Below are 12,546 nucleotides of genomic sequence, written 5' to 3' on the forward strand. Positions count from 1 at the left end.
CGGGCCTTCTTCGACCCCGAAATGCTTGCGGCACAGACCATCGACCGTTCCGGGCGGGAACCGGAGGGCGCGCCTGCCGATGGCCGACGCGCTCCCCGGCAAGGCAATCTAGCGCTTCTGAAGAATCAGATCCGCCGCTTTCTCACCGATGAGCACGCTCGGCGCGTGGGTGTGCCCGCGAATAATGGTCGGCATGATCGACGCGTCGGCCACCCGTAGGTTGTCGACGCCTCGTACCCGGAGGTCAGGAGCGACGACGCTGGTGGCATCGTTGCCCATGCGGCAGGTGCTGACCGGGTGGTACAGCGTGTGCGCGTTTCGTTCGAGCGCTTCGGTGAGAAGGTCGTCGGGGTTGCCGCGCGGTCGAACAATGTCCCCGAGGTGACCCTTCAAAGCGGGCTGCTGGGCGATCTCGGTGCAGACCCGTAGACCTTCGATCATCGCCGCTCGGTCGATACCGCCCGGATCGCTGAGGTAACGCGGTTCGATAATCGGCTTGGCCAACGGATCGGCGGACTTCAGGCTGATCTCGCCGCGACTTCTGGGTCGGAGTAACACCGACCCGATGACGGCTGCGTGTGCATCGGGAGCGATGAGTCCCTCGTCGAAGAACGGTGCGGGAGCGTAGATGAGCTCGAGATCGGGGTAGTCGAGTGTGTCGTTGCTCTTGATGAATCCGTACGCCTCCGCGACGTTCGAGGTGAGCATTCCGCGTCGACGGGCGAGGTAGTTGATCAGTTCGGGGATCTTCTCGGCGAAGAAGAGCGAGTCGTTCTCGACGCTCCAGCCGATCAGTGCCGACAAGTGGTCGGTCAAGTTCTTGCCGACCTCGGGGGAGTGATGCTGCACGTCGATTCCGTGCGACGCCAGCTGCGTGCTGTCTCCGATTCCTGAAACCATGAGAAGTTGAGGCGAATTGATTGCGCCGCCGGCGAGGACGACTTCCCGTGCAGCACGGACGGTGTGCGTCGAACCGTCCTTGACGTACTCGACTCCCACGGCCGCGGAACCCTCGAAGACGATCCGGACTGCCTGTGACTCGGTCAGTACGGTCAAGTTCGCACGTTTTCTGATGGGCTTCAGATATGCGTCCGCTGTACTCCAACGCGCACCACGTTTCTGGTTCACCATTGTCTGCGAAAAACCCTTGGGTTCAGCAAGGTTCGCGGTCTCGACTGGGTAACCGGCTTCGCGGACGGCGTCCAGGAACGCAGAGGTGAGCGCCCTCGGGCTCCGCTGATGGGAGACCACCAGCGGACCCGCTGTGCCGGCGTCGAGAGCTGTCGTCCCCTCGATGCTTTCGATCTTGCGAAAGTACGGGACGATATTCTCGAACGACCACGACGAATCGGACAGTGATGCCCATTCGTCGTAGTCGGCAGCGAAACCGCGGACCCACATCATCGCGTTCATCGACGAGGACCCGCCGAGCATCTTGCCGCGAGGCCAAAAGATGCTGCGGCCCTTCAGCTCCGGCTGAGGTTCGGAGTCGTAGTTCCAGTCCACTTCGCTGCGGAAGAGTTTGGAGAACGCGGCAGGGATGTGCGCGAACTTGTTCTTGTCCGCCGGACCCGCTTCGAGTAGTACGACGGTGTTGCGTGGGTCCGCGCTGAGACGGTTGGCAAGGACAGCGCCAGACGAGCCGGCGCCGACGACGACATAGTCAGCGATCGATGTTTGCGACATCGGATCATCCTCGCAGTGCAGAGGCGAAAATGGCAGGAAGTTTGAACCATGAAGGATTTCCGGCGAAAGCCGTCAGCAGTCGTCCCGTGGTCGCAGCAGTCTTGTTGGTGACGAACCACGGCGGCTTCGGCGAGATCGACAGCTCGCCTTTGACGAGCGAGCGCGGTGACGGTCGGAACGGTCCTCTCACCACCGTGCGTTCGGCACCGTCGATGAGCAGTGCGTTGTGGACGATTCCGATGCCACTCTGGACATCGTCGACAGTGTGGCCGGGGAACGCGCCCCAGGTGGCGGCGGGACTGAGGAATCCGAGGCCGGTCCAGGCATTGATCGCCACGGTTCCGTAGCGCAGGTCGGCGACGAGATCGTCGAACGTCGAACCAAGCGAGCGGAGGGATCCGGGGTGCGCGACGATGTTGACTCCGAGCGTTCCGACGAACGTGTCGTTGACCGTGTCCACCGCTCGGCGAAGGAATTGTTCCCCCGTGTAGGGAAGTTCGACGATTCCCAACACCGGTGCGAAGTACTCGGTGTTCAGCAGCGCGGTCTCGTCACCGGGGTCTATGTCTTCGATGAGGACGCGGCCACCGCCCACCTTGCTCGCCTTCGGATAGCTGCGGAGCGCGGCCTCGACGCGGGTGTCGCTGCCCGGGTAGTAGGCACGGCGGGTGGGTGCGGCGGCAAGCGCGGCCTTCACGGCAGCGACGAACTCGTCGCGTTGCTTCCATTCCGAGGACACAACGAGGACCTGCGAGGCGACACAATTGTAGCCGCCGTTGTGAAGGCGTTGTGTGGCAACGTGTTCGGCTTGGAACTCGATGTCGGCGCGGCTCCAGTCGCCGGGCACCACGATGGTGGGCGATACTCCGCCGAGCTCACTCGTCATCGGCTTGCGCAGGATCGGATCGTTCGCGGCCTTCCGTTCGGCCCCACCCTCTCCCGGTCCGAACACGATGGTGTCGTGGGTGAGTGCGCTTCCGGTCATGTGCACATGGTCGACGAGGTGATGCCCGGTCAGGTAGGTGCCGGTCTCGGCGCCGCCGGTGAACACGCGGACAGCCCCGATGGTGATGAGCGGCTCGAGCACCTTCCTCAGTACCGGCAGCATCGGATCGGTGATCGGATTGAGCTTGAGCGCGACGACGCGGTTGTTGGCGATCAACTCGTACAGGGTGTCGAGCGGCGCGATCGACATGATGTTGCCTGCGCCGAGGACGACGCCGATCCCGCCCGTCTTTCTCGGGGACAGCTGAGCGAGGCCCGCTGTGCGTTTTGCCGTCGCCTCGTCGATGCCGGGTTTCAGCCACACCTGAGCGCTGAACCCGCTGAGCAGCAGGTGATCGAAGATTCCGTGGGGGAGAACCTGAACTGTGGTTCTACCGCCGGGAGCGTGGCCGAAGTGGGCGTCGTCGAGCGGTCCGGCGCCTGCCTGAAGTCGGTTGAGGGTCTCCGCGAGAACATTGAGGCCGCCGGCGAAAGCGTACGGGCCGGAGATCCACTCTTCCCCGACGAGTGGTGACTTCGGGTCGAGCCCTTTGATCGACGACGCGGCGTCGACCCACTCATCGGCATGCGTCACCGTCAGGTCTCGGACGCGTTCGATCAACGCACGGCGATCGCCGACGGTGATCTGCGCCCATGTCTTCTCGCCGGCTTTCAGCTCGGCCAGCGCAGAATCGACGGCTGTGCGAGCAGCGGCGTCGGTGGTGTCGGCTACGTGCAGGTGCTGGGATGCGATGTGCTCGGTCAACTCGGCTTCGCCCCTTCATGTAGATCGGCGACTTCCTGTAAATCAGTGTCGTGTGCTGTGATTGTCGTCCCGCAACCGGTGTCGACGCCATGGGCCGGTGCTGTGGATGTGATGTCGCGTCTTGTGCGGCCGCACACTGCAGACTGTGGCGTGAGCAACATGCAGGGGTTTAGTCTCGTGGGATGGTGACGACCACTCCAGCTACCGCAACCAGTGCTTTCGAGCTGGCCGCTCCTCTATTGGACGAAGTGCCTGCACTCGGGGAGGAATTGGTTCGCCGCATACTGTCGGCCGAACACGACTATCTGGAATCGACCCGGCTCAGCCCCGAGCAGTTGCACGACGCCTGCACCTCGAATCTCGCCGAGATGATCGCCGATCTTGCCGGCGTTCGTCCCATTCGGCTCGACGCCGCCAGGGAAGCGGGCCGGCTGAAAGCCGAGCAGGGTGTGCCGCTCGCGGCGCTCCTGCATGCGTTTCGGTTGGGTGGCCGACTTGTGTGGGAAGCGCTGGTGGAGCGTGCCGAGCGGGATGCGACTCATGCATTGCTCGAGATGGCGGCACAGGTGTGGGCGCTGGTCGACGTCTCGTCCGATGCGGCAGCCGAGGCATACCGGATAGGGGTCGATGCTCGCGCCGCTCATGACACCGATGCGCGGAGGCGGTTGGTTCGGGCGCTGTTCGCAGATCATGACTCGAATCCCGGTGCCGTGGCCGACGCACTGCGTACCTTTCGAATCCCCGATCGAGGGAGCTTCGTCGTCGTATCCGCAGACACGCGGTGCGGGGATATGGCAACCCCCGGGGTCGATTCGGTATGGGACGGCGCGGTCGACGGCGTGTTCGGATTGCTCTTCGCGCAATCCGCGTCTTCGTTGTCCGTCGCCCTCGACGGTATCGCTGCCGAACGCGACAACATCGGCGTCAGCGCGATGTTCTCGGCGGCGTCGGGCACGCCGGCGGCCGTCGAGCAGGCCCGTATGGCGCGTGTATGTGCGAGTGTCGACGATGCAGCCCTCACCCGTTACGAGAACGTGCCCGTTCCTGTGCTCATCGCGCGAAGCCCCGGTGCGAGCACTATTGCTGCCCAGCAGATCCTGGGTCCGATCCTCGACCTACCGGAGGAGGAGCGCGGCAGTCTTCTCGGCACGTTGGATGCGTGGTTCCGAGCGAAGGGGTCTACAAGCGAGGCCGCGGCGGCGCTGCACTATCACCGCAATACCGTGCTGCATCGGCTCCGGAGAATCGGTGAGCTCACCGGCCGCGACTTTCTCGATCCCGCGGCGGCGTCGGAATTGTTCGTCGGACTTCGTGCGTATCAATTGGGCAAGGTCGGGGTACCCCTGTCGGCATGACGCATCGACAAGGCACAACAGTGAAGTGGAACTGGGGTCAGGGCACCGGCGAGGGCAAGATCGTCGAGGTGCACACCGAGAAGGTGACGCGAACGATCTCGGGCAGTGAGATCACCCGGAACGGTACGAAGGACACGCCCGCGTATCTCATCGAGCAAGAGGGCGGCCAGAAGGTTCTGAAGTTGGACAGCGAGGTCGAACCCGTGAGTGGTTAGTGCCCCTCCGACGTAACTGAACGCGCACGGGCAGCGCAGCTGCACTCAATGGCTGGCCATGACGACATCGAGTATTCCCGCGCCCAACGGGACGGGGCCGCACGGTGGGCGGATGCTCGCCGATGGATCGAGTGCACCGAGCACCAGACCGATGGTGGTCGGATCGTAGGTGAACGTGAAGTGTGCGACGTTGTCCATCGGGCAGACATCCTGGACGACGATATTGTGCGCACCTGGGTCGCGCAGCAGCGCATTGGTGTACGGCTGAATGGTTTCATCGACGTTCGTTGCGATGCTGGTGTATTCGACGTCGGGGACGGTGTCGCCGCCCGAATTCAGGTCCGCCAAGAACGTCGAGCCCTGCATGAGTTGGACCAATGCCGGTCCGAACTCGTGTGACACCGCGCTGGTGGCGACCGGAACGGCTTGCACTGCCGGGGAGAAGCCGTACGCGTTGCCACCGTACGTCGGGGACGCGATGCCGATCCACTTGTCCACCACCGCTGCCCCATCCAACCGGTTGGTGTAGTAGCGGGTCACTGCAGCGCCCTGCGAGTACCCCACCAGGTCGACGGCGCCTGCTCCGGTGGTCGCCAGAACCGAGTCGACGAAATCGCGCAGCTCGGCGGCGCTGTCACGAATATCGTTGTACCCGTAGCTCGTTCCGTCCGGTGACAGTCCGTAGTCCAGCGCGTACGCACAGTAGCCTGCTGCGGCCAGGACCGGTGACAATCCTGCCCAGTCCGCGTATGCCGATGCATCGGTGCCGTGCACGAGGACCGCCGGATTCGGGTGATCTTCCGACGGAACGCACCCGGGATCGTTGACACCAGGTGGTGTGGCGGCTGGATTGGCCTTCGAGTATCGGATCGCATCACCGTGGCTGGTTTGGCCAGGTCCCGGAACATCGGGAACGACGGGTGCTGCCAGAGCCAGGGGCAATCCGATGAAAGAGGAAAGGCACACTGCGGCGAGGACGAGCGGCAATCGGATCTTCACGCGGCACCTCTGATACTCGAGTTGGTGATCCGATATCAGAATAGGCGTTCCGCTGTGGAATATCCCAGTTTAACCAAGAAGAAGTAGTGATCAATCACAGATGCAAGCGCTCCCCGACGTTCGCTTGCCTCTTCTGTGTCTACGAGATACGCGAAGCTTTGACCCAGTCGACACTCATGGTCTGCGGAAATGGCGTCGACGACGGCACTTTTCCTACCCAATTGTTGCCGACGGCGATATTGAACAGCACGTAGTGAGGCCAGGCGCCAGAGAATGCGGTCCAGTTCCCACCCTTGGCCTCGTAATCGGCCTTGGTGACGGTGTACCGAGAAACGCCATCGACAAACCAAGTGATGCGGTCGGCCAGCCAGTCGATTCGGTAGTTGTGGAAGCCGTCCGAGAGTGGACTCATGCCGCTACCGGTTTTTACATCGGTACTCGAATTGTTCATTGCTGGTCCGTGCAAATTGAAGGACGGTCCGTTTGTTCCTGGAATTTCCACGGCATCAATTTCGCCTTGGCTGGGCCAACTGTATTCATTGCCCGGTTGTAAACCTAATAACCAGAATGCTGGTAGCAATCCAGCCGCCCTGGGCATCTTGATGGATGCTTCGATGCGAACGGGCGGGGCTACGGATTGTTTTCCGAAGCTTACGACTCGGGCGCTCGTGATGTTGTCGGGCGCCGCCTTGCCGTCGGGAGCATTTTCTCTCCGCGCTGTAATCTGCAGGGCTCCTCCAGCAACCGTGGCGTTGCTCTGACTGTTGGTGTAATACTGCTGCTCGCCGGAAGATGCTCCCCACCTGCCGGTTTGGAAGCCCCACTTGCCTGGGTCGACTGCGCCGGTGCCGTTGAACTGGTCCTCCCAGAGCAGCGCGGCAGGTGCTGGCTGCGTGCTGGCCAGTGTTGTGGTGGTCGGCGCCGCGGTGGTGGTGATCGGCGGCTGGGTCGTCGTGGGCGGCTTGGTGGGCGGCTTTGTTGCATACGTGAAAGTTGGATACGTGAACTTCGGGACTGTCGGGTACGTGAACGAAGGGACAGTGGGTCGCGGTAGTGGCGGATTGTATGGATATGTATAAGGCGCCGCCAGCACTATCGGGGCCAAGGCGAGGGCAAACCATTTCATGATTTCTGTCCTGTCATGTCAATTGTTGGGGGAAACAAATGCACGAGGAGAGGTTTAGCACATGATTAGCGGAGTTCAGGTTATGAATGTTGAAGACAAATAATTCTGCGTCTTGTCCTGGGATTCGGACAGATATTTACGGTCAGAATTGTTAATTTGCCGGTCGTCAACCATGTTTTGGTTTGTTTCGGACCGTCCAACGAGGGAGAGCCGGTGACGGGAATCGAACCCGCCTCTCAACCTTGGGAAGGTCGCATTCTACCAATGAACTACACCGGCGCAGCCGACCCGCGAACGGAACGGCGCTGGATCACTCTAGCAGTCGATCGGGTGGTCGGCGGCTTCGCCGCCTGTGAGCGAAAATACCTACCAGGGTGTGTATTCGCACTCACGTGCGGCGAAGCCGCACCGGCGGGTTAATCTTCCGCTGTGCTGCTTTCCGACCGCGATATCCGTGCAGAAGTGTCCACCGGCAACCTGGGAATCGACCCGTTCGACGCCTCGATGGTTCAGCCCTCGAGTGTCGACGTGCGTCTCGACAAACTGTTTCGGGTGTTCAACAACACTCGGTACACTCACATCGATCCTTCCAAGCAGCAGGACGAGCTGACGACGCTCGTCGAGCCTGCGGAGGGTGAACCGTTCGTTCTGCACCCCGGCGAGTTCGTGCTCGGGTCGACGCTCGAGCTGACGACGCTTCCCGATTACCTGGCCGGTCGTCTGGAAGGCAAGAGTTCGCTGGGGCGCCTCGGGCTACTGACGCACTCCACCGCTGGGTTCATCGATCCCGGTTTCAGCGGTCACATCACGCTCGAGTTGTCCAATGTGGCGAACCTGCCGATCACGCTGTGGCCAGGGATGAAGATCGGGCAGCTGTGTCTGTTCAGGCTTTCCAGCCCGTCCGAGCATCCGTACGGCAGTGCCGCGGTCGGTTCGAAATATCAGGGGCAGCGGGGCCCGACGCCGTCGAAGGCGTACCTGAATTTCGTCCGGTCTCCGCTCGACTGACTGGTCTTTCGGTCTGTTTCAAGCCTTTTCGCTGAGCGCATGTTTGGTTTTGTAGTTACACTGAACACTTGCCGACGTGGGTTGGGGCTTACCGGAGCGAGGTCTTCTTGTGTCAGCCGTACTCGGCGCATCACTCGGTGTGGGCGGAATACGTGCAGTATCACTCGATCTGTCCGTTGACCCACCCCTGAGCACCGATTCCTCTGCGCGCATCCCTGATTCCGCGGACGATCCGTGGGGTTCGGTGACATCGGCCGTTCACCGGCTTGCTCGTGAGCAGAATGCGGAGTCCGGCCCCCCTGTTCTGGCTCTTCGCGACAAGAATCCCATCGAGTCGTATGGAGTCGAGCGGTCCGACGGTCTGGTCCTTGTCTCCGACCTCGGTGCGCAGATCGGAGCGCTCCAGGAAGCCGGCGACATCACATGCGAGCAGACTGTCGCCCTGTTCGACGTGGGCGCAGGTGGGGTAACCATGTCCATCGTCGACGTCGGCACGGGGAGCGTGCATTCCTCCAGGCGCAGTACGGTGCTGTCCGGCGACGGGTGTGATGCTGCGTTGTCGACGTTCCTGCTGGAGAACCACGGTCTGCGACCCAGGCTCGACCACGATGAACTCGACCACGATGCACTCGATCTGATGGTCGAGAGGGTCTGTTCGGCGAAGGAAACGTTGTCCTCGCTCACCGCCGTCGACATTCACGGCCCGTTTCACACCGGCAATGTCGTCCTGCATCGATCCGAGCTCGACGCTCTGATTCGTGACGCCGTGTTCGACGCAGTGACCATGGCCGCCGCGATGATCGACGCAGCGCCCCGCGTCGACGCGCTGTACGCGGTCGGCGGCGGCGCAAACATGCAGATCGTCCGCCAATCGCTGCTCGACGCCCTGACCGTGCCCGTCTTCGTGCCGCACGAGCCGGAAATGTTGGCTACGCGCGGAGCAGCTGGAATGGCTCGTCGGTATGCGGCGACCGAGGCAGTCGGCACCGCGGCCGGGCGCCCACGGCACAGCGACACGTCGTCGAGGCGTCTCACGCGTCTGCGGAGTTCTCGCTATCTTGGTGGTGCCGTCGCGATACTGGTTGCGGGTGGGGTCGCGTTGTCCCTCGCAGCTGCATCGAGCAGGCAGGACGACCCCGAGGTCGAGTACACACAGGTCATCACCTCGTCTCCGGTGATGCCGTCGGCGTCGGGAGGGGAGATGTCGGTGCCGCCGGTCGAATCGGAGGATGTCGGGGCCGCCGAGACCACCACCACGATCTCGGACGCGACCACCGAACGAACGAAAATCGCGCGAACCACCCCTCCAGAGGGGCTTGCCGATACCGGTCGCCGGCGGACAACCACCGTTATGGATCCGTCGCCAACCACGGTCACGGAGGCGTCGCCGACCACGGTCACGGAGGCGTCGCCGACCACGGTCACGGAGGCGTCGCCGACCACCGTTACGGCGCCGTCGCCGACCACCGTTACGGTGGCGCCCCCGGCACCACCGACGAGCACGAAGGTCAGCACTGCGACATCGCCGACACGCACGACGTCGCCCGCACCGACTACCCGTAGACCTCGACAGCAGTAGATATCAACACCAGTGATTTATTCACCTGGTTCCGGCAGACTCGCCTCATGGATTCGATACAGACCGAGCGCGAGGACAAATTCGACGTGGACGCAGGTTTCGTCCTGCCTCCACTGGAACAGGTGACCTCCGAGGGCGGCTCGGCGCAGACGTCGGAAGTGCAGCTGATCAGTAGTTACTACGACACCGACGATCTCGATCTACTTCGCCGCGGTATCACCGTCCGCAGGCGACGCGGCGACGCGGATACTGGCTGGCACGCGAAGGTCCCGGCGGAGAAAGCGCGTACCGAGATTCGACTCCCGCTCGGCCAGGGAGACGACGAATCGGTGCCCGACGAGTTGGCGAGCCTTCTTCGGGGAGCGTCCCTCGGTAAGCCGTTGAGCCAGGTCGCGACTCTGGTCTCGTTGCGCACGGTGCATGTGCTGACCGATTCCGATGGTGGTGTGGTTGCCGAGCTCGCCGACGACTCTGTCAGCGTCGACCTGGCAGGAACGGACGGGCATGCATGGCGCGAGCTGGAAGTCGAGCTCGGACCTTCGGGTTCGGAAGGGGATCTCAAGCGCGTCGGCAAGGTGCTGAAGGCAGCAGGGGCGACGCGCGGGGTGCACCCGTCGAAACTTCACCGCGCACTTCGATCCGATGAAGTTCCGGCCCACACGGGCGCACTCGGGACCGTCGCCGATTACCTGCAGCAGCAGAGTCAGGCCGTGTTCGCCGGTGATGTGTATTTGCGCCGCGGACTCGATTCGATCCATTCCACCCGCGTCGCTATTCGCCGCTACCGAAGCGCCCTTCGTGTGTTCGCGGACTTGTTCGACGAGGCAAGGGCAACTGGGTTGGACGCCGAACTGTCATGGTACGCAAGCATTCTCGGTGAAGTGAGGGACCGTCAGGTCCAGCGTGCCAGATTCGCAGAGGTGGTACACGAGCTCCCCGACCACCTCGTGCTCGGCCCCGTTGCTGCCCGTATCGAGAACGATCTCCTTGCCGAGCAGATCCGGTTCCGTGCGGTCGTCGCCGCGGAACTGGACGGCGACCGCTACCGGGCTCTGCTGGCCGAAATGGCGGCCTGGTCACGCGAGCTACCTGCCTCCGAGGGAGCGACGAAGATCGGCGAGGACGATCTCGACCGCATGGCGCGCAAGGCTGGGAAGAAGGCAGGCAAGCGCGTCGCCGCGGCAATCGACGGAGGCAACGACGAAGCGTTGCACCGGGCGCGCAAAGCAGCGAAACGGGCGCGGTATGCCGCGGAACTGGTCAAACCCATTGTTGGCAAGAAAGAGGCGAAGCTGCGGATTGCTCGGTACAAGGGCATCCAGGAGATTCTCGGTGAGCATCAGGATTCGGTGGTGGCAGCGCACACACTGCTCTTGCTGGGCATGAAGGCCGGCATCGCGGGCGCCGAGAACGGCTTCACCTTCGGGTTGATGTACGCCCGGGAAATGCAGGCCTCTGTTGCCGCGCGAGACGAAATATCCAGATACACACTCTGAATGCGCGGGTAGCGCGGGATGCGGGTAATCTGACCGCCGAACAATCCGACTGATCGCCCGCACTCCGCGCCGAATTCGGATGTCCGACGTCAGGGGTGTCCAAGCATGCGGGTAGCTGTGGGCGTACACGTCAGTACAAACAACGTCACGGCGTCGCTCGTGGACACGACACTGCCGGAGTTGGGGCCGATCGCGAGCAGAACCGTCGCTGTCGCAACGACGCCCGGTGGGATCGGCGGCGCCGTCGCCACCGCGCTCGGATTCATGCGAGTGCAGGCGTTGCAGAATGGTCTGCACGTCGTCGGGGCTGCAGTGGTGTGCGAGAACGCGCTGCAGCGGGAGATCGTCGCGGATACCCTCGCGGAGTCCGAAGCGACGCCCGTGGTGGACATCTTCGACGACCGTCTGTCCGACGTCCACGCCCCGGATGTGAGTGCGGCACTTCTCGTCGGTCAGACGGAAGTGGTGGCAGCACCGGCGCCGATTCGCGCGGAGCACCGCGGAATCTGGCCTGTTGCTGCGGTGGGCGCGTGTGTGCTTGCCGCGCTCGGTGGCGTCACGGCATGGGCGATGACGGCAGAGACGGTACCCACGTCCGAGAAACCTCCCTCGGTCGAGATAACCGTTCCGACGACGATGCCTGGATCGTCCTCGCCGGTGCGTACATCGATCGCCGTGACTCCGGGGGAGCCGGCGCCCGAGTACCTCGATCCGGAGTTGGTGCCTGACGTCGGGCAGGTCGTGGTGGAGCCGTCCGTGCCGGAAATCGCCTCGCCCGCCGAGTCGACGCAGGCGGAAAGATTGCGGCCTCCCGCCAGACCAAGCAGGTCGACGCCGCCGCCGACCCGGACTGCCGAGCCCTCCCCCAGTGACGGAGGCAATGGCGGTGGGTCGGTTCCGAGCGAACCGGAAACGCCGACATCGACGACGTCCACACCATCCGCCACCAGCACCACCGAGACGCCTCCCGCCGCTCCGGTGGACCCCGTCGGGTAGAGCGTAGTTCTGCCCCAGCCCCACTCGAGCGCACGTGCGTGGGCGCCGAGGGTAGGCGTTCGGCGATAGTGACCGCAGGGCCGAGCGGCCTCGCCGACTCCAGTTCGAGGCCGTCGTGCTTACGGCACAATTCCTTTGTGTGACACACATGTGAATTATTCTGGACCAGTCACTTTCCGTCGAACATCGGTGGCCGATAGAGGGGCTGTCGGGCTACCATCGGTTTATGAATTCCCGCGACGATCAGGTCGGGTCCACACCCGTTCATTCGTCGTTCATGTGTTGTATGCGCTGTTCGTAACTCGAGCTTCGTTCTCATGGCACATCTCGAAGTGG

10 protein-coding genes and 1 tRNA gene are annotated in these 12,546 nt (G+C 63.0%); 6 read left to right on the forward strand and 5 right to left on the reverse strand.

Annotated features, from left to right (window positions below; genetic code table 11):
• Positions 1 to 108: 108 nt before the first annotated feature.
• Positions 109 to 1,686 (reverse strand): GMC family oxidoreductase, encoded by a 1,578-nt coding sequence (locus tag QMK17_RS19960; RefSeq protein WP_283511037.1) that lies wholly within the window; start codon positions 1,684 to 1,686, stop codon positions 109 to 111.
• A gap of 4 nt (positions 1,687 to 1,690) precedes the next feature.
• Entirely contained in the window at positions 1,691 to 3,409 is a 1,719-nt protein-coding gene (locus QMK17_RS19965) for an aldehyde dehydrogenase family protein (RefSeq protein ID WP_283511101.1), read from the reverse strand.
• A 209-nt stretch (positions 3,410 to 3,618) separates the two neighbouring features.
• Here QMK17_RS19965 and QMK17_RS19970 point away from each other — a divergent pair, with 209 nt between their 5' ends.
• A complete protein-coding gene (locus QMK17_RS19970; protein WP_283511038.1) occupies positions 3,619 to 4,791 on the forward strand; it encodes a PucR family transcriptional regulator in 1,173 nt (390 codons plus the stop codon).
• Positions 4,788 to 5,006 (forward strand): DUF2945 domain-containing protein, encoded by a 219-nt coding sequence (locus tag QMK17_RS19975; RefSeq protein ID WP_283511039.1) that lies wholly within the window; start codon positions 4,788 to 4,790, stop codon positions 5,004 to 5,006. The genes QMK17_RS19970 and QMK17_RS19975 overlap by 4 nt, the downstream gene beginning before the upstream one ends.
• Before the next feature lie 45 nt (positions 5,007 to 5,051).
• Here the strand turns inward: QMK17_RS19975 and QMK17_RS19980 are convergent, their stop codons facing one another.
• The 3 genes from QMK17_RS19980 to QMK17_RS19990 form a co-directional block, all read right to left on the reverse strand.
• A complete protein-coding gene (locus tag QMK17_RS19980) occupies positions 5,052 to 6,005 on the reverse strand; it encodes an esterase/lipase family protein (RefSeq protein ID WP_283511040.1) in 954 nt (317 codons plus the stop codon).
• A 139-nt stretch (positions 6,006 to 6,144) separates the two neighbouring features.
• Positions 6,145 to 7,131: a glycoside hydrolase family 16 protein gene (locus tag QMK17_RS19985; RefSeq protein WP_283511041.1), complete on the reverse strand. Its 987-nt coding sequence runs from the start codon at positions 7,129 to 7,131 to the stop codon at positions 6,145 to 6,147.
• Between the two features lie 208 nt (positions 7,132 to 7,339).
• A tRNA-Gly gene (locus QMK17_RS19990) sits at positions 7,340 to 7,410 on the reverse strand.
• Between the two features lie 150 nt (positions 7,411 to 7,560).
• Between QMK17_RS19990 and dcd the strand changes: the two genes are divergently transcribed.
• From dcd to QMK17_RS20010, 4 genes are all read left to right on the forward strand, one after another.
• Entirely contained in the window at positions 7,561 to 8,139 is a 579-nt protein-coding gene (dcd, locus tag QMK17_RS19995; protein ID WP_283511042.1) for a dCTP deaminase, read from the forward strand.
• Positions 8,140 to 8,248: 109 nt separating this feature from the next.
• Entirely contained in the window at positions 8,249 to 9,718 is a 1,470-nt protein-coding gene (locus tag QMK17_RS20000; RefSeq protein ID WP_283511043.1) for an Hsp70 family protein, read from the forward strand.
• 47 nt (positions 9,719 to 9,765) lie between these two features.
• Entirely contained in the window at positions 9,766 to 11,214 is a 1,449-nt protein-coding gene (locus tag QMK17_RS20005; RefSeq protein ID WP_283511044.1) for a CYTH and CHAD domain-containing protein, read from the forward strand.
• 105 nt (positions 11,215 to 11,319) lie between these two features.
• On the forward strand, positions 11,320 to 12,210 hold the full coding sequence (locus QMK17_RS20010; protein ID WP_283511045.1) for a hypothetical protein: 891 nt from the start codon (positions 11,320 to 11,322) through the stop codon (positions 12,208 to 12,210).
• Positions 12,211 to 12,546: the final 336 nt, after the last annotated feature.

This window comes from Rhodococcus sp. G-MC3 (assembly GCF_030063335.1).
Lineage (GTDB): Bacteria > Actinomycetota > Actinomycetes > Mycobacteriales > Mycobacteriaceae > Rhodococcoides.